Origin of the sequence: Devosia yakushimensis (assembly GCF_030159855.1) — a bacterium.
Lineage (GTDB): Bacteria > Pseudomonadota > Alphaproteobacteria > Rhizobiales > Devosiaceae > Devosia > Devosia yakushimensis.
In genome coordinates this window covers 2,644,008-2,663,001 of record NZ_BSNG01000001.1, presented here as the reverse complement: position 1 = coordinate 2,663,001, position 18,994 = coordinate 2,644,008, and the positions used below count along the sequence as shown (strand labels likewise).

Here is an 18,994-nt window from a genome sequence, read left to right as displayed (position 1 = left end):
CTGTGCCTACAAGATCTGTGCGAAACATGGGCACGGTGGTCATACGGCGCTTGTTTCCCGGCGACATTATGCGTAGAGAAACATTGTCATGACATTGTAGAGGGCCATGATGGCTTGGCACGAAGCGAGCTTGGTTGAGGACGGGACGCCAAAATGGCTTCAGGTTGTCGGTATTCTGCGCCGCGGCCTGGAAAGCGGTGAATTCTCGCCGGGCGAAACCATGCCCACCGAAGCCCAGCTCAACAGCGCCTTCGGCATCAGCCGCACCACCGCACGGGCTGCACTGAACAAGCTGGTGCAGGAAGGTGTGCTCCTCCGCCGATCAGGCGTCGGCTCGGTCGTTCTCGGCCCAAAGGTCGACCAGCCCGTCAGCCAGATTCGCGGCTTCACCGAAGACATGCTGCTCCGCGGCCTCCGACCTTCATTTGAGGTGGTGACCGCCGACTGGGGTCGCGCGTCGGGTGAAGCCACCCATGCCCTGGGCCTGCCGTCGTCTGACACGCCATTCATGGTCGAGCGCTTGCTCAAGGCCAATGACCGCCTGATTGGGCATTCCGTATCCTGGGTCCGCCCCGACATTTTTGGGGCGATAACGCCCCCCAGCGCCGAATACCTTGTCTCTGCCTCGCTTTATGCCTGGCTGCGCGAGAATTTGGCCGTCACCATTTCCGGCGGCGTCGAATATATCGAGGCCCAAGCCGCCTCGGTGGACGTCGCGCAGCAACTCGACGTCGCGCCCGGCTCCGCCGTCCTCGTCGTCACCCGTGTCGCCCGGACAAGCGAAAGCCTGCCGATCGAGTTCGCGGTCGTCACCTATCGTTCCGACCGGTACAGATTCCGCGTCGAGCTCTAGGCCAAACCGCGCAAAGCCCCCGAGATCGATATTCTGTTTCTTGCGCCCCCGACGCGATAGGGCAGACCCGCGTTAGTGTAGGCATTGAGCGCGTCCTCGATATTAGTGAGGTCGGGTATGAAGCCGCTTTGGGCATTAACCTCTGTGCAACCCTGATTACCGGCCAAGAGTTCGCCCGGCGGCACATCGCCGCCGGCGGAGGCGGCGCGATCGTTAACGTCACCTTCATAGTTGGGCATCGCGGCTTTCAGGGCCGTTGCTGTTGGCATCGCGCGTCCATTCGCTCCCGGGCTGCGTGAACTATACGCTGTCGGTACGACCTTGGCATCGGTATGCGAGCTTTCATCTTGGCTGGGCTGGCGTGCTAGACCGGCGATCTGCGACAACTCACTGGGGCCGCGGCAGACGAGTTCCATACACGTTTCCCCACTGTAAAACTCAAGCTCCTAGTGCATTTTAAGGGGGGTAGGGCACGGCTACAAACTACAGTTTTCGGTGCCCAGCGGGAAGGACGGTACTAATCGCTTCGAAGGGGATGCCGATCTCTTGGGCGATTGTCTTGACAGCCGTTCATTCGGCTGTGCCAAAACCATGCCTGTAACTGACATCAATGGCGAGGGCAGGGCGCTTCCACCATGACGGCGGACACGAGTCTATGCCGCCGAACACCGCCAACGACACGCAGCATCTAGGCCACGTCACCTGATCGTGGATAGTCAGCTATTGGCAAAGATAGAGAAGAAACGGACGAGATGTCCTAGAAACGGCCGCCCGATTTCTGCGACAAGTTTACCGCTATTCATGCAAGACAGGAGAGAGCCCGATAGATCTCCTGCTCGTCAAACAGAGTGAGTGGCGATGCCGGACCCGGCAACAGCGCCGAGCCCCCACCCGAGATGAGGGCAATGACCAGATCGTCTTCGGTCAATCCCTTCAGGTGCGCTAGGATGCGCCCGGCAGCGGCCAGACCGGCCTGATCCGGTATAGGATGGCTAGCCTCCGATATTTCGATTCGGTGGCAGGACACGGCATTGCCGTGGGAGGTCACAACATGGCCTGATAGAGGGCCGAGCCACTTCAACGCCTGCGCCATGCGAGCGGATGCCTTGCCGCTCGATCAGAACCGTTCGGCCCTTAGGCACGGGCGGCAGGTGGTCGGGCATCGCAACGATGGGCGGACACGCTGCAGCGTTGAAGGCTGGGGCCAGCATGGCAGCCGCTTTGTTTTGAGTCATCACGTATAGCGGATGCGCGGGTCGAGCCAGGCCAGCAACAGATCGGACAGCAGGGTTCCGATCACCGTCAACACGCTCAACATCAGGATGAAACTGCCCGCCAGATACATGTCCTGGCTGATTAACGCTTGCAGCAGCAATGGTCCGGTCATGGGCAGATTGAGCACGACCGCGGTAATTGTCGCGCCCGACACCAGCGTTGGCAGCACCCAGCCGACCGTCGAGATGAAGGGGTTAAGCGCGATGCGGACGGGGTATTTGAGCAGGAGCCGGTTTTCAGAAAGACCGTAGGCCCGGGCCGTCGTGACATAGGGTTTGGACAGTTCATCAAGCAGGTTGGCGCGCAGGATACGGATAAGGGCCGCCGTGCCGCTGGTGCCCAGTACGATGGTGGGGATGATAAGATGCTGGCCCAGATTTATCAGCTTGCCCCAGCTCCAGGCTGCATTCTCGTATTCGGGCGAGTAAAGGCCGCCAATGCCCGTACCGAAATAGCGGAAGGAGATGTACATGAGCACAAGGGCGAAAAGAAAATTGGGAATAGCCAGACCCAGCACGCCGATGAGCGTGGCGAGATAGTCGCCCACCGTATTCTTGCGCACCGCGGTATAGATGCCGATTGGCAAGGAAATGGCCCAGATGAACAGCAGGGTTACCAGTGCCAGAAGGAAGGTCAGTCCGAGCCGGTTCCACAGCAGATCGGCAACCGGGCGGCGCCATTCGAGCGAATAGCCGAAGTCACCGGCAAAGACGATGTTGGATATCCATTTCCAATATTGCACATGCAGCGGATCATCGAGTCCGTACCGGGCTCGCAGGGCCGCCATTTCCGCCGGATCAACCGTCGTGCCCTGAAGATTGAGCTGGGCCACCATAGCCGTGACATAATCGCCAGGCGGCAATTGGATGATGATGAATGTCATCACCGAAATCGCGGCGACGGTAACCAGCATGTAGAAGAAGCGCCGGGTGATGAAGGCGGCCATGATCCAAACTCCGATAGAAAGCCGCCCGGCCTTGGGCCGGGCGACAGCAGGGCGGATTATTCAGAGGCGTAGTAGAATTGTTCCGGATTGGCAGCGCCAGGATGGGCATATTCGGAACTGGCAAGTAGCACGCCGGGGAAGTTGGCCATCAGGCGGTTGACGATGCCGTAGTCCGAAATCGGTTGCATGACGCCAATCGTGTAGAATTCGTCCTTGGCGATCGCCATCAACTCCTGCATCAGCGATAGGCGCGTCGGCGCATCAATGGTGGCAAAGACCTGCTGGTAGAGTTCCATCTGGCGCTTGGCCGCATCGGAAGGCTCTTCCGGATTTTGGTCATTGGTGAACCATTGCCCCCAGGTGGTTGCGTAGAAGGCAGCCCAAGATGAGGGGAAATAATATTTGGGGTCGAACAGGGAGTCAGCGCCGCCCGAAGCGGACCACACTGCCGCATCGTGATCATTGGACTCGACACGCTGGTTGAGGGCGGTCGTGTCGGACGTATTAATCAGCAGGTCCACTCCGATCTGCCGCCAATAGCCCTTGATCAATTCGGCACTGTCGATCCAGGGTTGACGGATCACCGAAATATCGATGGTGAACTGCAGGGGCCGGCCGTCCGACATCAGGCGGATGCCATTGCCATCCTTTTCTGTCAGACCCATGCCATCGAGCAGTTCATTGGCCTTGACGATGTCGAAATCAGTGAATTGGGTAGCCATCTCCTCGTCGAAGAGTGGCGATTCCGGGCGCTCGACCGTCTGATAGGGTAGGCCCTGACCCAGCCAGACCAGCTCGATAACTTCCTCGCGATTCACCGCCACGGAGAGAGCTTCGCGGAAGGTCTTGTTGGTGAAAAGCTCGCGAATGACCGGGTCCTTATGGGTCATATTGAGCGAAATGATCATCAGATTGGCGCGGTTGGGCAGCACTTCGTAGAATTCGTAGCGGCCCTTTTCCTGATTGTCGAAAAAGGTGCCACGATTTTCCGGCGTGGCGACGAAGCCGACATAGGAGTCGAGCATGTCGAAATCGCCATTGGCCGCCTTGAGCGTGGTGACCTGCGGATCGGTGATGATGTCGACGGTTACCCGATCGAAATAGGGCAGCTGGTTACCCTCGGTATCGACCTTGAAGTAATAGGGATTGCGCTCTGCAATCACCTGCGCGCCGCTGCCCTGTCCGATGCCTTGAGTGATGATCCAGGGATGGAGCCGCGGCATTTCCGGATTGCGCCACATATCGGCCTTGGCGTGGAAATCCTGTACCCAGGTGCTGCCCGCCGCGTCTTTGTTGAAGTCTGGGTGGAACTGCGACAGATAGTGCTTGGGATAGGCGAAGGGCTGGTTTTGCTCGGCATCATTGGCCGGCGTCGCCATATATTGCAGCAGCAGGCCATTGGGGCCGCCGAAGATGAATTTGACCGTGGTGTCGTCGACCTTTTCGACCACGAGCGGGGTATCGTTACGCACCGACCACGTCGGCTTGGCCGGAAAGAGCGAAGTGTTCGAATAGACATTCTCGTACCAGAACATCACATCATCAGCTGTAAAGGGTTCGCCGTCGCTCCATTTATGGCCTTCGCGCAAGTGAAAGACATATTCCGAGCCGTCGTCGTTGATCTCGACGTCTTCGGCGACGTTCATGATGACATCGGGAACGATATCTTCCTGGTCGGTATCGGGCTGCCAGGTAATCGAACGCACGAGGTTTTCGTAGCCGATGGTGCGGGCCAGTGTGCCGATGTCGCTCGGTGCATTCATCACCATGCGCCAGGTGCCGCCATATTGGCCGACATTTTCAAACGGCGTTACAACCATGGGATTGGCCGGCAGGCGTTCTTCAACAGGCGGCAGGTCACCGCTGGCGACGCGCTCCGCCAACATGGGCGCCTCGCCATAGTCCTGGGCCAGAGCTGCTGCCGAAGACATGAGCAGGGCCGTCAGGGTCAGCACAGGCAGTACCGATCTCGTAAAGTGCATGATTTCCTCCTCCAAGGGTTGGCACCGGCTTTCCCTCTGGCCGGTGCGATCAAGGCCGGCGGCGAACCGCCGGCCTTCTCGCTATTTGCTGGTGATCTGAATGGCTTCGAAGGCGTCCACCGGCGGCAGGATGTACCAGAGATAGCCCTGGTCGTCGGCCGGCCCTTCCGGCTCGATGGTCTTTCCCGCAACAAGGGCTTGGGCGGCGCCCTCAACATCGCGAATGCCAAGCCGCAGGCCGTGCAACGCCGGCGCCTCTTCGTAGAGGTTGTTGCGCTGGCCGCCATAGTTGACGAGATGAACCAATGTCCTGCCGGTTTCCTTCTGGCTCTGGATCGTTACTTCCAGCGAGCCCCGGCCCTCGACCTTGACGGGCGCCGGCGCGATGTGACGCTGGATCAAATCGACCAGAAAGGTGCGCGTATGCTGCAGGCTGTCGCGATAATAGAGTGCCTCGGCATGCCAGGGCACATAGATCGCCTTGCCCTTGCCATGGCTGCCGATAATGGCGCCCGGCATGTCGCTCTCATAGTCGGGGAAGCAGAGTTCGGGCGGGCCAAAGCGCTGCGGCGGCAGGAGTTTCAGCACCGTCTCGACACCGCCCACCGGCTCGGCGACGTAATAGCTATGATCAAGCATCAGGAGCTTGACGTCATCGCCAATCGGGAGCTCGCCCGGCGCGACGCGGAAATAGGCGCCCTTCATGTTGTGTCGCACCATGGGACGGTCGGTGATGGGCAGGCTTTCCAGCGCCGGCTTTTCGCGCATGGCGCCCTTGTGGTCGTACAGACTGGTTTCAGCAGTCGCCAGCAGCACGCCGCCCGCCTTGACCCAGGCATCGATAACCTTGGCCTCGGCCTCGGACATGCAGGTGACATTGGGCAGGACCAGTGCCTCATACTGTGCCAGCACCTCGGCGCCACCCGGGCGGGCAATTACCTCATCGACGACGAGATCGAAGGGAATGCGTGCCTCCGACAGCGCGCGATAGGCACCACGGAACGAAGCTTCAGCCAGATGGCCGCTGGCCGGGCGCTTGGAATAGCCGCCGGCGCCGTGGCCCGGCACGACGGCATGGGAGTGATAAAGCGCAACCTTGGAGGCCGGTGTCAGGCCGACATAGTGCCGCTCGTTATCCTTGTGCCAGTGGAACAGTTTCGAGGTATCGGCAAAGGCCGACTTGTCGTCCTGGTCCATCACCCCGAGCAGATAGAAGTCCAGCGTGGCGCCGCTGGCCAATTGCTGAGCTGCGCGAACCAGTTGATAGGGCCCCGATTCCGAGACAAACCGCCAGGCAAAATCGATGAAATTGGCCGAGGTCGAAGAAACAGTCTTGCCCTGGCCATAGGCCTGGCCCCAACGCGCCTGTTCGCCCGCCTGATAGGGCCATTCCGGCTGCGGACGATCAACGCCGCGTTGCGTTTCCATGCGGATGAGATCGCTGTCGCCGCGATGGCCAGTCATCGCAACCTTGGGCGCTACTTGCTTGATGTGCTTGTAGACGCGCGACCGCAATTCGAGCGAGGTGCGATCCTTGAATTCGAGATAGTCGGCATAGGAGGGATCGGAGAAATCCTCCTTGAGCGGCAGTGGCTTGCCATACATGTCGTGGAAACGGCGGCGGCAATTATTGCAGGTGCAGGTGCCGAAGTAATGGCCCGAATAGGTGAAGTTGGTGTAGCCGAACATGTTGAAGAACACGCCGTCCACGTCATATTTGCTCAGTGACTCGCTGATAATGTCGAGTGAGTAATCCTGATACCAGCCGCCATTCACGCAGGCCTGGTAAGTGCCGTTATATTCGAGCGCCTCACCCTTGGCATTATGCACGAACCATTCCGGATGCGCCTCGTAGCCCAGCCGCGTAGCCTTGGACATGTCGTAACGGCCGACCAGCGCAATGCCCTCGGAATGGGCCGCCTCGATGGCGTCGCCCAGCGCATCGCCCTTCATATGCGGATTGATAGCCTGCAACGCCAGCTTGGTCGGATAGAAGGCATAAATGCCGCCGATATTGTAGAGCAGCACATCGGCGCCGAAATCCTTGACCTCTTTTGCCAGTGCCTTCTGGTCATAGAGCGCGTCGGTCTGGCGCAGATTGGTCTGCACCATTCGATACGGCCGCTTCCACCAGTTCTTGGTGTTCGTTGCAGCCGCCGAGCCCGGTTCTTGATCATGCAGCATCGGCAATAACTCCCTTGAGATCCAGTTTTTCGGCGTAATGGCAGGCGACCATGCTGGCACCGACAAAGCGCAATTGCGGATCGTCAGAGCGGCACAGGTCGGTGGCGTGGGGGCATCTGGGATGGAAGGCGCAGCCGGCCGGGCGATTGGCCGGATCGGCGACTTCACCCTTGAGCCGGGTGGCGCGGTGCGCCTTCGCCCGACGTGGATCGGGTCTCGGCACGGCGCCCAAAAGCGCGGCGGTATAGGGATGGCGCGGTTGGGAGAACAGCGGCTCGGTGTCACTCAGTTCAACGACGCGACCGGCATACATCACGGCGACGCGGTCCGAGATATATTCAACGACGCTGAGGTCATGGCTGATGAAGACATACGTCAGCGCGAATTCTTCCTGCAGGTCCTGCATCAGGTTGAGGGTCTGGGCCTGGATGGAGACGTCGAGCGCCGAGACGCATTCATCGGCAACCACGAGGCGCGGATGGACCGCCAGAGCGCGAGCGATGCCGATGCGCTGCCGTTCGCCACCCGAAAAGGCATAGGGAAAGCGATTCATATATTCAGGACGCAGGCCCACTTTGCGCAACATGGTGGCAACGCGGCTCTCAACCTCCCGCTCGTCGGTCACCCCGAAATTGCGCATCGATTCCCCGATAATATCGATGACGCGCCGCCGCGCATTGAGCGAGGCAAAGGGATCCTGAAAGATCATGCGGATATCGGAGCGATAAGGACGCAGCTCGGTTTCGCTCAGATGGGCGATATCGGCGCCCTGCTGGTTCTTGCCGAAATATTGGACACTGCCATGGGTTGGTTCGAGCACGCGGACCAGGGCCTGGCCGAATGTCGTCTTGCCGCAACCGCTCTCGCCCACAATGCTCAGGGTTTCCCCGGCGCGAATGTCGAGGCTGATCCCGTCCACGGCGCGCACATGGCCGACGGTACGCTTGAGAATGCCGCGCTTGATGGGAAAGTGGACCTTCACATTCTCGGCCCGCATCAACAGATCTGCGGGTCTGGTTTCAGCGCTGGCGATCTGGGCGTTCATGCGGTCACCTCAGCAAGGGTTCTGGTCACGGCAGGGTCGCGCATGTGGCAGGCCACGAAATGACTGGGCGTTAGTTCCAGCGTCGTCGGATCGACCCGGTCGCAGATACCGGCTCGTGCCTCGCCGCAGCGTGTATTGAAAGGACAGCCACTGGGGCGGTTGAGCGGATGAGGAACCATGCCTTCAATGGCATGGAGACGCTGCCCGCGGGCTCGCCGCGCGCCAAGCTTGGGAATGGAAGACAGCAAGGCCAGCGTATAGGGATGCTGTGGATTGTAGAAAATCTCGTCGACCGAGCCGCGCTCGACCACGCGGCCGAGATAGACCACTGCGACTTCATCGGCGATCTCCGCCACCACGCCCAGATCGTGGGTAATGAAGACCATGCCCATGCCGAGTTCCTTCTGCAGGTCGGCAATGAGCTCGAGAATATTGGCCTGGGTGGTGACATCCAAGGCTGTGGTCGGCTCGTCGGCGATCAGCAGCGCCGGCTCGCAAGCCAAAGCCATGGCGATCATGACGCGCTGCCGCATGCCGCCGCTCAATTCGAACGGATAATTGTTCAACCGCGCGCGGGGATTGGGGATGCCGACCTTGTCGAGGGCATTCACCGCCCGTTCGATCGCCGCCTTCTGGCCGATCCTGTGGTGCAACAGCACCTTTTCCACCAACTGGTCGCCGACGCTGTGAATGGGCGACAGCGAGTTCATCGGCTCCTGGAAGATCATCGCGATGTCGCGGCCACGAATCGCGCGGATCGGCTTGCCTTTGGGATCGAGCTTGGCGATGTCGACCGTTTCATTGCCCGGACGGGTGAACAGAATCTGCCCGTCGGTAACGCGGCCCGGCGGGGCCACGATCTGCAGGATGGAGCGTGCCAGCATGGACTTGCCGGAACCGCTTTCGCCCACGATGCACAGCGTCTTGCCGGAATGAGCCTCGATATCGACGCCGTCAACCGCGCGGATCAGACCCTCCCGCAGCTTGAACTGCACCTTGAGGTCACGAATGGTGAGCAAGGGGTGTTGGGTCATGAATAGGGATCCGCTGCATCGCGCAACCCGTCGCCGAGGAAGTTCAGGGCGAGGACGGTGATGATGACAAGGAGGCCGGGAGTGAGCAGCCAGGGCGCTTCGGCCAGCGAGCGAACGTTCTGCGCTTCCTGCAGCAATACGCCCCAGCTAACGGCCGGTGGCCGCAGTCCGATGCCGAGGAAGGACAGCGACGTTTCGGCAATAATCATGGCCGGGATAGCCAAGGTCACCGAAGCGATGATGTGCGAGATGAAGCCCGGGACGAGATGGCGGTTGATGATCGTCATCTGGCTCGTGCCATCGAGGCGTGCTGCCACCACGAATGGCTCGTTGCGCCAGGACATGAATCGGCCGCGAACCTCACGCGCCAGCGATGTCCAGCCGATCAGCGAAATGATCATGGTTATGATCAGATAGACCGTTATCGGCGACCAGGTGACGGGAATGGCCGCAGCGAGCCCCATCCAGAGCGGAATGGTGGGCACGGACATGATGAATTCGATGACGCGCTGGATGAAATTGTCGACCCATCCGCCGAAATAGCCCGATATGCCTCCGAGGATGACGCCAAGCACCAGGCTGATGGCCACGCCGATCAGTCCGATCGAGGTGGAGATGCGCGTGCCGTAGACCACACGGCTCAGCACGTCGCGCCCAAGGCGATCCGACCCCAGCAGATAGAAGGGCTGGGTCGGGTCCACCGGGCCGATCAGATGGATATTGGCGGGGATGATATTGAACAGCTTGTAGGCATCGCCCTGGACGAACAGGCCCACCGGGATACGGATATCTTCATCGAGTGCAAAAACGCGGCGGAACGTATTGGGGTCACGCTCCGACGAGAAACCGTTCACATGCATGCCGAATTGGATCTGGCCGGCGGCGTCCGTATGCCAGAACTTGAGCGGTTGGGGCGCCAACATCGTATAGGCCGAGTCGTAATAGTCGGGGCTGCGCGGGGCCACGAACTCGCAGAAAATGCCGACCAAATAGATCAACGCAATCACGACCAGGCTCGTTACGGCCAGCTTGTGCTCGGTGAATTTCATCCAGATGAGCTGACGCTGCGTGGCCATGCCGAGGGGTTCAACGACCTCGTCCTTGCCCATTACGGTGTCTTCGGCCGCGGTCGTCATGGCGTTGCTAGACGGCGCGAATTGCATACCAAAACGGGTAAAGCACGACGCTTCACTGGCACATCCTCCCTCGTTGCCGACGCTATCTTTACGTCTTTTGTTTGCAACAATTTAGCCAAACAATGGGCACGGTATCGCCAGAACGTCAAGCGCGTTTTTCGACCTTTAAGAGCAACGGGATCCCAAGGATTCGCAAGAATCCTTCATAACATGTTGATATTTCATACTCGATGCCGTGCAAACCAAGCATCCCGGTCGCAATAAAATCCATGAAAGTTTAGTATCGATCTGGAATTTACATTGACAGGTATTGCAAAAAACACATAACAAAACAAAAACAAGAACAAACACGCGGCAGAGAGGAGCGTGCGCCAGCACGGATCATGTCTCGCGTCACCATTCAGACCATCGCCGATCATCTCGGCATTTCTAAATTTGCCGTTTCTCGTGCACTCACCGGAAAGACCGGCGTCAGCGAATCGACGAGGTTACTGGTCCACAACGCGGCAGCAGAACTGGGCTATGACCAGAAGCGTCGCAGCCCGGAGACGGGCAAAACGATCGAAGTGATCTTTAAGGATCGCACCGTCGCCAGCCGCGAGCTCTGGATTGATGTCCAGCACGGTGTCGATAGCGAGGTCGTGCTCAACGGCCACACCATGGCCGTGCGTTGGACAGACGACCCAACCATTCTCAAGCGTCTCGAGCAGAATGCTGCTGGCTTCGTGCTGATTGGTCCGCAGCGCCCCGAAATGTTCGAAGCCATCGACAAGAGCCCCGTGCCCGCGGTGGTGGTCAATCACGTGGTCCCGCCTCTTTTGGGCATTGACCAGATCAGCGCCACCGACGTGGAAGCCGGCGTCTATGTGGCGCGCTACCTCGCCGATCTCGGCCATCGCCGCGTGGTCTATGCCCATGGCCGCATGGGGTATCCCGGCCGTTTCGCGCGGCTGCGCGGTTTTTCCGAAGCGATCAGCGCCATCGAAGGCATGGAATTGCGCGAAATCTCGTTTGCCGACGACCAGGCTGCCGATGACCTGCGCGACTGCCTGCTCAGCATGGTGCGCGCTGGTTTCGAACCCACGGCCTTTTTCTGCGGCAGTGACGGCGTGGCGGTGACCGTGGTTTCCGAATTGATGCGGCTCGGGCTTAGGGTGCCAGAGGACGTCTCAGTGATTGGCCACGCCGATTACAGCATTGCCACCCAGATCTCCCCGCAACTGACCACTGTCCATATGCCACACCGCCAGATGGGGGTTGCGGCAGTGCGCTTGTTGCTTGGGCGCGCCTCAAAGAGCCCGGATCTCGATGGATTGCCGCCGCAGCGGGTCAGTCTAGTTCCGCGTCTCGTCGAGCGCCAGTCGTCTGGCCCGGCGGCGACGCGCTCCTGGCGGGCAAGGCTGCGGAACCTCACCACAATTGCAGGGGAGTGATCATGACGAACCTTTCCATCGTCGTGACGAATGATGTCGATGCCGCGCGCCTGCCCGAAATTGCCGCGGCACTGCCGGGCGCGACTGTCTCGCGTGCATCCAACACGTCCGAATTCAGCGCGCTGCTAGCCGGGGCCGACATTGTAGGCGGCTCGATACCTGGCGATATGCTGGAGAGTGCAAAGCAGCTCAAATGGCTGCATTCCTGGGCTGCTGGTCCCGACAGCCAGCTTTATCCCGCCTTCATCAGCCACCCGGCCCTGCTCACCTCATCGGCGGGCAATGGCGCCATTCCGCTGGCCGAGCACGCCATGATGCTCATGCTGATGCTCAATCGTCAGGCCCTGAAATGGGTCGAAGCGCAACGCGAACGCCGGTGGGTCCGCCATACTCATGGCGAGCTCAACGGTTTGACGCTGGGGATCATCGGTGCCGGCCATTCCGGCACCGACCTGGCACTCAAGGCCAAGGCCTTCCATATGCGTGTGCTAGGTCTTCGTCGCCGCAGCCTGCCGGCGAGCAATTTCGACGTCTTCTTCGCGCCCGGCCAATTGCATAGCTTCCTCTCGCAATGCGATTTCGTTGTCATCACGGCTCCCCTCACCCCCGAAACGCAGGGGCTGATCGATGCGGCGGCGCTCCGCGTCATGAAACCCAGCGCCCATATCATCTGCTTTTCTCGTGGCGGCATCATTGACGACGCGGCCCTGATCACCGCGCTTGGGGAGGGCTGGATTGCCGGAGCCGGGCTCGATGCGCATGGCATCGAGCCACTGCCGCCACATTCTCCGTTCTGGACGCTGCCCAATACTATCATCACCCCGCATAACGGGGCCACGACCGAAGCCACGAAGGAACGCGGCTTCCAGATATTTCTCGATAACCTTCGGCGCTATGCCTCGGGCGCGCCCCTCATCAATCTCGTCGACAAGCACGCGGGTTACTGAACCACCAGGAGAGTATCCATGATCGGATTTATTGGGCTGGGCGTCATGGGACGTCCTATGGCGCAGCACCTGATCGGCACGGGCCATCAGGTGCACCTGCATCGGGTCAAGCCGGCCAGCCAGTTTCTTGTCGATCAGGGCGGCATTGCCGCCGATAGCGCGCGGGAGGTCGCCGAGAAGTCCGATATCGTCATCCTCATGTTGCCCGACACGCCCGATGTCGAGCAGGTGCTGTTCGGCAGCAACGGGGTGGCGGAGGGCCTCTCCGCTGGCAAGCTCGTGATCGACATGAGCTCGATTTCCCCCGTCGCCACCAAGCGCTTTGCCGAAAGGCTGCGCAACAAGGGCGTAAGCTATCTCGATGCGCCGGTTTCAGGCGGAGAATTGGGCGCCAGGAATGCTGCGCTCACCATCATGGTTGGTGGCAGCGAGGCCGATTTTGCCCGTGCGTTGCCGGTCCTTGAAAAGATGGGCAAAGCCATTACCCATGTCGGCGGCAATGGCGACGGACAGACGGCCAAGGTTGCCAATCAGATTATTGTGGGCCTCACCATCAACGCAGTGGCAGAAGCCCTGCTCTTTGCCCGCAAGGCAGGCGCTGACGTGGCCAAGGTTCGCGCAGCGTTGATGGGCGGCTTTGCCTCTTCGCGCATTCTGGAAGTGCATGGCCAGCGCATGATTGAGGAGACCTTCGATCCAGGCTTCCGGATTCGCCTCCATCGCAAGGACCTGTCGCTGGCGGCCGACGCTGCCAAGTCGATGGATCTGGCATTGCCGGCCACCGCCCTCACTCAGCAATTGATGAGCGCCGCGATCGGCATAGGGCTTGGGGATAAAGACCACTCCGCCTTAATCGAGGCCCTTGCCCACCTTTCCGGCGCGCAGGACTAGCGTATACATCTGCCTTGAGGTCAACCTTGGGGTATCAATGGCGCGTGTCACGATACAGTCGATCGCAGACCAGTTGGGATTGTCCAAGTTCGCGGTTTCACGTGCTTTAAGCGGTCATTCGGGCGTCAGCGACGCGACACGCGCTGCAGTCGTCGAGATGGCGGCAAGGCTTGGCTATATCGCGCGCAACAAGGCATCCACCCAGACCAAGATCGAAATCATCTATCACGCCCCCGAGATCATGCATCGCGAGCTCTGGATCGAGGTGCAAGCAGGCGCGCAAGCCCGCGCCCCGACCGATAACGTTTCGACCACCGTGCGCCTGACCAACGACCCTGCGGCGGTGGAGCAACTGGCCTCGTCCGCCGACGGCTTCCTGCTCATCGGCCCCCACGAGGACAGTATGCTGGACGCTATCCGGGAATCCGGGCTCCCCTGTGTCCGCATCGGCGGGCCCCTGCCTCCGCTGGATGTCATGGATCATGTCGGCGGCGTCGATGAGGAGGGCGCTGCCGCCGTTGCGCGCCACCTGCTCGATCTGGGTCACCGCCACTTCGTCTATGTGCACGGGCAGGCCGGCTACCCTGGCCGCGTCCTGCGCTTCGAGAGCTTTCGGAGCCAGCTGGCCGAAGTCAGTGGCACCAAAATTCACGAATTGGTCTTACCCCAGGACAACGCGCCGACCGACTTTTCAGGCGCCCTAAGCCGACTGCATCAAGAGGGCTTCCGGCCCACCGGCTACTTCTGTGGCAATGACTATGTCGCGGTGACGGTATTGACCGAACTGATGCGCCTGGGCATTCGCGTGCCCGAGGAGGCCTCTGTTGTCGGCTATGGCGGCTACGCCATTGCCAGCCACACCTCGCCCATGCTGACCACGGTCGAGGTCCCCTATCGCCAAATCGGCAGAATGGCGATGTCGCTGCTTTTATCACGCATCGGCACGGACGGTGCTGTCAATAACCTACCGCCGCAACGGGTCGGCCTCGTTCCTCAGCTCGTCGTAAACGGGACAACAGCGCCCAAACGCGCCTAGCGCTCATGCAAAATTCGAGTGCCAAGAGCCCATGGCCTGGTTCTCTGAAGGACGGTTTTGTCAGCGACCACTCGCATCCGCTTTGGTCAGTGCATGCAGATTGCACAATGACCGGGATGGGGTATCAGCAGTCGTACGGTGTGACCCGCTGGCCGAGCGATAGCTACCCTGTTCTTGATCCCCGGAGACGGCCAGTCCAGAGCCGTCCTCCGGCAACGCATGGCTAGAAACGGCTGTAATGGAGTTTTCTCCCGAGCGAGGATCGCTTGCTGACACCTTAGTCCTACGCATCTCGCTGCAGATTTTGAACTCAGACTTGTGCCTCCGCGAGTAACCAGGCGACGAATTGGCCGACCGCCGGACGATCAGCGCCCCCTGGAAGAGTCACTACGTAATACGCAAACTCGGCAGGCCACGGTCGTTCAATCGCTATAGCGAGGCGCCCCGCAGCGACCTCTTCTCGTGCATAAATATCTCGGATAAGCGCGATGCCTTGCCCCGTCTCCGCCGCTCGAACGAGAAGGAAGTCGCTATCAAACGACGGTCCGCGTTCAACCCTATCATCGCCGTCCACCCCCTGCGCTTGCAACCACAGCCGCCAGTCGGAGCGATTGGCGTCCTGCAATAACGGAAACGCCAGGCAATCGGCGGGCTCCCTGATTTCCGGGCCATTTGCCAACAAAGCGGGGCTGGCTACCGGAATGAGCTCCGGCGCCATCAGCTGAACCGCTTCCAGCCCGGGATAGTCTCCAAGCCCGTGTCGGACGGCTACATCGACGCGCTCTCGACGCAGATCTGCAAGCGTGGACGACGCCTCTACGCGGACCTCAATATGAGCGTGCGAGCTGGTGAAACGACCTAGCCGCGGCACCAGCCAGGAGGCTGCGAACGACGGCTCGGTGCAGACAGTGATCGCCTGTGTCGCATTATTGGCTTCCAGAATGTCCAGGCCGGCTTCAATTTGATCGAAAGCTCGCAAGATACCTGCATGTACCTTGGCTCCCGCATTCGTCAGTTCAACGCCATAGCGGTTTCGCAAAAACAACGATGTGCCTGCACGCTGTTCCAGTAAGCGCAACTGCTGGCTCACTGCACCTGAGGTGACACCCATAGTCGCCGCCGCACGCTTGATGCTGCCATGGCGCCCGATCTCCGCGAATGCCCGTAATGCCAGAAGCGGAAGAACGCGACCCATGGGCCCTCAATCAAGAACGTAGAATTTCTGAATATCACATACGCCCAAAACTAGGCGTAATTGGTCAGATTTTCAATCTGTTCTTGCTATTATGGTGCGCTCGTCGCGATCAAACAAGGTTAGATGCGTCGATAAGAATTTAGCTGAACTAACGACTGGCGGAGTTTTTATCGTTTCACTCGCCGCGGTCAGGGCTGCATGTTGCGGCCGCCGCCGACGCCGATCCTTGTATGGGCGCCTGGCCTAACGGCTTCGGGATCGCATTCCGCGGAACGGGCCACATAAGGAAATTTTCATGACTGGTGCGACTTCCTGCCTCCAGGACACGACGCCACTTTCGGGGCGGTCGTCCGATGCCTTTTCGAGCCATCCGGGATATGGACGGATGTTTGGGCAAGGCCGACTGACCATAGGCATATTCTTGCCGCTGCGCTTCTATGAGGGCGACATGACGGTCCTGCAAGGACAGGCCGATCTGGTTTCCGACATCGATCGGCGAGGGTTTGCGGCAGTTTGGGTCCGTGATGTGCCTCTGTTTGATCCCAATTTTGGCGACGCTGGGCAAATCTTTGACCCGTTCAGCTACCTGTCCTACCTCGCTGCCCGTACGGAGAAAGTAGCGCTGGCCACGGGAAGCGCGATATTCTCGCTGCGGCATCCGATCGACCTCGCCAAGGCAGCTACAACGATCGACCATCTGTCTGGTGGACGCCTCGTCCTCGGCATTGCTTCCGGCGATCGGCCCGTCGAATTCCCGGCCTATGGTCTGGACATGGACGAACGAGGAGAGCGGTTTGCCGAGACGGTGGCATATTTTCGGCAGCTCACCGCACCAGGGCATTCCGTCATCAATTCTCGCCTCGGCACCATTTCGGGTGCCCACTTCCTGCCCAAACCCGCAGCGGGGCCCATCCCGCTTATCGTGACGGGTTCCAGCCGACAGTCTTCAGATTGGATCGCAAAGCATGCCGACGGCTGGCTGACCTATCCGCAACAGGCTCACACGCCCGAAGGACCAAAGCGGCTTGCCCAGATCATCCGCGCCTGGCGCAACCAGATACCCGACAACGGGTTTCGTCCGCACATGACCAATGAATGGCTTGATCTCGTCGATGATTCAAGCTTTCCCAGAACGCCGCTTCGCGGGGGCTTTGTCCTTCAGACCGGCCGAAAGGGACTGATCGATCTTCTTAGCGAGTGGCGTGATGCCGGTGTAAATCATGCGGCACTTGGAATTCAGTTTTCAGCCAGACCTGCGGCCGAGATCATCCAGGAACTTGCCGAGGAGGTGTTGCCGCATTTTCCGTCGCTGGAGGGCCCCAGGCCACTTGAGGTGGTATGGTGACATCAGACGAAGTGGCAACCCCGGCCAATAAAACGATCAAGTCGCTGTTCGCCCTTGTCCCGACGGCGGTAGCGGTCGTTACCGTTGGCAGCGGGACCCAAAGATATGGCGCTACTATAGGCACGCTCGGCGCTCTTTCGCTAAACCCTCCATTGCTGATGTTTGCCTTGAAACAAGATGCTGGGCTTGTCGGGCGGCTGAAAGTCGGAGCCCAAATCGGAATCAACGTGCTTGGCGTCGAACAGGAGGACGTGGCTCTCCGGTTCGCGACGCCCGGTATCGATCGTTTCGCCACGACTCGCTGGTGTGAAGAGCGCGCGCTGCCTCGTCTCGATAGTGCAATGGCCTGGGCCACAGGCAGTGTGCGCGATCAATTGCCGCTGGGCGATCACGTGCTGATCACCGCCATTGTTGGCCACACCGAAACCGAAATCGGGTTGCCATTGATCTACTGGCAGCGCCACTTCACGTCGCTGGTGACGGAGGTATGTCGACATGAATGAGCATTTGCGCGCGGGCCATATCCACACGCCGCTTGGCCTAATGATCGCCATCGTTAATGCTGCCGGAGGCATGGTCAGGCTCGATTTCGAAGATGATTACAGGATCGATCGAGAAGAGATGAACGCTCGTACAGCACGCGATGACGATGCGGTTGCCGAGATAGCCATACAGATCGGGGAGTACTTCGCCGGCGAACGGCGTGTTTTCTCTCTACCCCTTGCGCCTCCGGGAAGCGCCTTCCTCCATAGGGCCTGGGCGGCACTTGTCCAGGTGCCGTTCGGAACAACAGTCACCTATGGCACGCTTGCGAAGCGACTAGACCGACCGACCTCCGCCCGCGCTATAGGGCGGGCCAATGCGATCAATCCACTTTCGATAATTGTTCCGTGCCACCGCGTCATCGGCGCAAACGGTGACCTGACCGGCTATGGCGGCGGCATTGCGCGCAAGGAAGCGCTGCTGCGTATCGAGGGCAGTTTTGTGCAAGGCCGGACATTCTCAGACGGCCCTAAATAGGCAATGGTCGCATGCCAGCCTCACAAGCCACTATCCACCCGCATGCCGGCGGCTATATCGAGTTCGCCGACGAGATTGCAAAGCTGGTGGAGGATATTCCCGCCGATGTCGCCGGACTTTGCCTCGATACCGGCCATACGGCCTATTCGGGAATGGACCCCGTCGAGACCCTGCGGCGTTATGCCGGCCGGCTGGATTATATCCATTTCAAGGATATCGATCCTGCTGTCTATGACCGGACCATGCAGCAGCGCATCCGCTTCTTCGATGCATGCGGGCAGGGGGTCATGTGCCCCATAGGGCGCGGCAATATCGACTATCCCGCGATCCGCGATCTGCTGATCGAAATCGGTTATGCCGGCTACATCACCATCGAGCAGGAGCGAGATCCGCGCAACGGAGCAAGCGTACTGACCGATCTCAGCGCCAGCCGACAATATCTGACCGGCCTAGAGTTTGCCGGACCAGGTTAAGCGTCAAGGCGGCTTGGCTGGCGCCTCGCTAGAACTGGACCCGGCCGCCAAGCGCCTCGGCGCGGCGGCGCATGTTGTTGAGTCCGTGGCCGGACCCGATTTCTTCGTCACCGGCGGCGTCATTACCGATGGTGATGCGGCACCATTGGCATCGGATTGTCCCTGAATGCGGATCGTTCTGGCCGTGCCATGCTTGATT

The 18,994-nt window shown here is 59.9% G+C and carries 15 protein-coding genes and 3 pseudogenes; 10 read left to right on the top strand and 8 right to left on the bottom strand.

Annotation, left to right across the window (positions count from 1 at the left end):
• Positions 1 to 109 precede the first annotated feature (109 nt).
• Complete coding sequence (locus QQL79_RS12875) at positions 110 to 853, top strand: GntR family transcriptional regulator (RefSeq protein WP_284391404.1); 744 nt, start codon at positions 110 to 112, stop codon at positions 851 to 853.
• Positions 854 to 936: 83 nt separating this feature from the next.
• Positions 937 to 1,119: pseudogene (locus tag QQL79_RS22535) on the top strand (short-chain dehydrogenase); the annotation flags it as partial.
• 533 nt (positions 1,120 to 1,652) lie between these two features.
• Here the strand turns inward: QQL79_RS22535 and QQL79_RS12865 are convergent.
• From QQL79_RS12865 to QQL79_RS12835, 7 genes and pseudogenes are all read right to left on the bottom strand, one after another.
• A pseudogene (locus QQL79_RS12865) lies at positions 1,653 to 1,955 on the bottom strand (DUF4147 domain-containing protein); the annotation flags it as partial.
• Between the two features lie 132 nt (positions 1,956 to 2,087).
• Positions 2,088 to 3,074: an ABC transporter permease gene (locus QQL79_RS12860; protein WP_284391399.1), complete on the bottom strand. Its 987-nt coding sequence runs from the start codon at positions 3,072 to 3,074 to the stop codon at positions 2,088 to 2,090.
• Between the two features lie 56 nt (positions 3,075 to 3,130).
• Positions 3,131 to 5,056 (bottom strand): ABC transporter substrate-binding protein, encoded by a 1,926-nt coding sequence (locus QQL79_RS12855; protein WP_284391396.1) that lies wholly within the window; start codon positions 5,054 to 5,056, stop codon positions 3,131 to 3,133.
• An 81-nt stretch (positions 5,057 to 5,137) separates the two neighbouring features.
• On the bottom strand, positions 5,138 to 7,240 hold the full coding sequence (locus tag QQL79_RS12850) for an alpha-amylase family protein (protein ID WP_284391393.1): 2,103 nt from the start codon (positions 7,238 to 7,240) through the stop codon (positions 5,138 to 5,140).
• A complete protein-coding gene (locus QQL79_RS12845) occupies positions 7,230 to 8,285 on the bottom strand; it encodes an ABC transporter ATP-binding protein (RefSeq protein ID WP_284391391.1) in 1,056 nt (351 codons plus the stop codon). The genes QQL79_RS12850 and QQL79_RS12845 overlap by 11 nt, the downstream gene beginning before the upstream one ends.
• Positions 8,282 to 9,319 carry an ABC transporter ATP-binding protein gene (locus QQL79_RS12840; RefSeq protein WP_284391388.1) on the bottom strand — a complete coding sequence of 346 codons (1,038 nt, stop codon included), beginning with the start codon at positions 9,317 to 9,319 and terminating at the stop codon, positions 8,282 to 8,284. The genes QQL79_RS12845 and QQL79_RS12840 overlap by 4 nt, the downstream gene beginning before the upstream one ends.
• Positions 9,316 to 10,455 carry an ABC transporter permease gene (locus QQL79_RS12835; protein WP_370461214.1) on the bottom strand — a complete coding sequence of 380 codons (1,140 nt, stop codon included), beginning with the start codon at positions 10,453 to 10,455 and terminating at the stop codon, positions 9,316 to 9,318. Before QQL79_RS12835 ends, QQL79_RS12840 begins: the two co-directional genes overlap by 4 nt.
• A 383-nt stretch (positions 10,456 to 10,838) precedes the next feature.
• On the opposite strand from QQL79_RS12835, the gene QQL79_RS12830 reads away from it, so the two are divergent.
• Genes QQL79_RS12830 through QQL79_RS12815 form a run of 4 tightly spaced genes read left to right on the top strand, consistent with a single transcriptional unit; the run spans position 10,839 to position 14,762 of the window.
• Entirely contained in the window at positions 10,839 to 11,888 is a 1,050-nt protein-coding gene (locus QQL79_RS12830; protein ID WP_284391385.1) for a LacI family DNA-binding transcriptional regulator, read from the top strand.
• Between the two features lie 2 nt (positions 11,889 to 11,890).
• Positions 11,891 to 12,835 (top strand): D-2-hydroxyacid dehydrogenase, encoded by a 945-nt coding sequence (locus tag QQL79_RS12825; RefSeq protein ID WP_284391383.1) that lies wholly within the window; start codon positions 11,891 to 11,893, stop codon positions 12,833 to 12,835.
• An 18-nt stretch (positions 12,836 to 12,853) separates the two neighbouring features.
• Positions 12,854 to 13,726, top strand: coding sequence for a 2-hydroxy-3-oxopropionate reductase (locus tag QQL79_RS12820; RefSeq protein ID WP_284391380.1), 873 nt, complete (start codon positions 12,854 to 12,856; stop codon positions 13,724 to 13,726).
• A gap of 37 nt (positions 13,727 to 13,763) precedes the next feature.
• Positions 13,764 to 14,762 carry a LacI family DNA-binding transcriptional regulator gene (locus QQL79_RS12815; RefSeq protein ID WP_284391378.1) on the top strand — a complete coding sequence of 333 codons (999 nt, stop codon included), beginning with the start codon at positions 13,764 to 13,766 and terminating at the stop codon, positions 14,760 to 14,762.
• 310 nt (positions 14,763 to 15,072) lie between these two features.
• Here the strand turns inward: QQL79_RS12815 and QQL79_RS12810 are convergent, their stop codons facing one another.
• Positions 15,073 to 15,957, bottom strand: a complete 885-nt coding sequence (locus QQL79_RS12810; RefSeq protein WP_284391375.1) for a LysR substrate-binding domain-containing protein — start codon at positions 15,955 to 15,957, stop codon at positions 15,073 to 15,075.
• A gap of 295 nt (positions 15,958 to 16,252) precedes the next feature.
• Here QQL79_RS12810 and QQL79_RS12805 point away from each other — a divergent pair, with 295 nt between their 5' ends.
• The 4 genes and pseudogenes from QQL79_RS12805 to QQL79_RS12790 all read left to right on the top strand — a co-directional run.
• A complete protein-coding gene (locus QQL79_RS12805) occupies positions 16,253 to 17,302 on the top strand; it encodes an LLM class oxidoreductase (RefSeq protein WP_284391373.1) in 1,050 nt (349 codons plus the stop codon).
• The gene (locus QQL79_RS12800) at positions 17,296 to 17,805 is read left to right on the top strand and encodes a flavin reductase family protein (protein ID WP_284391371.1); all 510 of its coding nucleotides are present in this window, start codon (positions 17,296 to 17,298) and stop codon (positions 17,803 to 17,805) included. Before QQL79_RS12805 ends, QQL79_RS12800 begins: the two co-directional genes overlap by 7 nt.
• A complete protein-coding gene (locus tag QQL79_RS12795; RefSeq protein WP_284391370.1) occupies positions 17,798 to 18,322 on the top strand; it encodes a methylated-DNA--[protein]-cysteine S-methyltransferase in 525 nt (174 codons plus the stop codon). The genes QQL79_RS12800 and QQL79_RS12795 overlap by 8 nt, the downstream gene beginning before the upstream one ends.
• Positions 18,323 to 18,345: 23 nt before the next feature.
• Positions 18,346 to 18,795 (top strand): annotated as a pseudogene (locus QQL79_RS12790) (TIM barrel protein); the annotation flags it as partial.
• Positions 18,796 to 18,994 lie beyond the last annotated feature (199 nt).

Bases quoted from the DNA above. Each gene is read 5' to 3' on its own strand.
- QQL79_RS12875 (WP_284391404.1), top strand. From the start codon at position 110: ATGGCTTGGCACGAAGCGAGCTTGGTTGAGGACGGGACGCCAAAATGG.
- QQL79_RS12860 (WP_284391399.1), bottom strand. From the start codon at position 3,074: ATGGCCGCCTTCATCACCCGGCGCTTCTTCTACATGCTGGTTACCGTC.
- QQL79_RS12855 (WP_284391396.1), bottom strand. From the start codon at position 5,056: ATGCACTTTACGAGATCGGTACTGCCTGTGCTGACCCTGACGGCCCTG.
- QQL79_RS12850 (WP_284391393.1), bottom strand. From the start codon at position 7,240: ATGCTGCATGATCAAGAACCGGGCTCGGCGGCTGCAACGAACACCAAG.
- QQL79_RS12845 (WP_284391391.1), bottom strand. From the start codon at position 8,285: ATGAACGCCCAGATCGCCAGCGCTGAAACCAGACCCGCAGATCTGTTG.
- QQL79_RS12840 (WP_284391388.1), bottom strand. From the start codon at position 9,319: ATGACCCAACACCCCTTGCTCACCATTCGTGACCTCAAGGTGCAGTTC.
- QQL79_RS12835 (WP_370461214.1), bottom strand. From the start codon at position 10,455: ATGACGACCGCGGCCGAAGACACCGTAATGGGCAAGGACGAGGTCGTT.
- QQL79_RS12830 (WP_284391385.1), top strand. From the start codon at position 10,839: ATGTCTCGCGTCACCATTCAGACCATCGCCGATCATCTCGGCATTTCT.
- QQL79_RS12825 (WP_284391383.1), top strand. From the start codon at position 11,891: ATGACGAACCTTTCCATCGTCGTGACGAATGATGTCGATGCCGCGCGC.
- QQL79_RS12820 (WP_284391380.1), top strand. From the start codon at position 12,854: ATGATCGGATTTATTGGGCTGGGCGTCATGGGACGTCCTATGGCGCAG.
- QQL79_RS12815 (WP_284391378.1), top strand. From the start codon at position 13,764: ATGGCGCGTGTCACGATACAGTCGATCGCAGACCAGTTGGGATTGTCC.
- QQL79_RS12810 (WP_284391375.1), bottom strand. From the start codon at position 15,957: ATGGGTCGCGTTCTTCCGCTTCTGGCATTACGGGCATTCGCGGAGATC.
- QQL79_RS12805 (WP_284391373.1), top strand. From the start codon at position 16,253: ATGACTGGTGCGACTTCCTGCCTCCAGGACACGACGCCACTTTCGGGG.
- QQL79_RS12800 (WP_284391371.1), top strand. From the start codon at position 17,296: ATGGTGACATCAGACGAAGTGGCAACCCCGGCCAATAAAACGATCAAG.
- QQL79_RS12795 (WP_284391370.1), top strand. From the start codon at position 17,798: ATGAATGAGCATTTGCGCGCGGGCCATATCCACACGCCGCTTGGCCTA.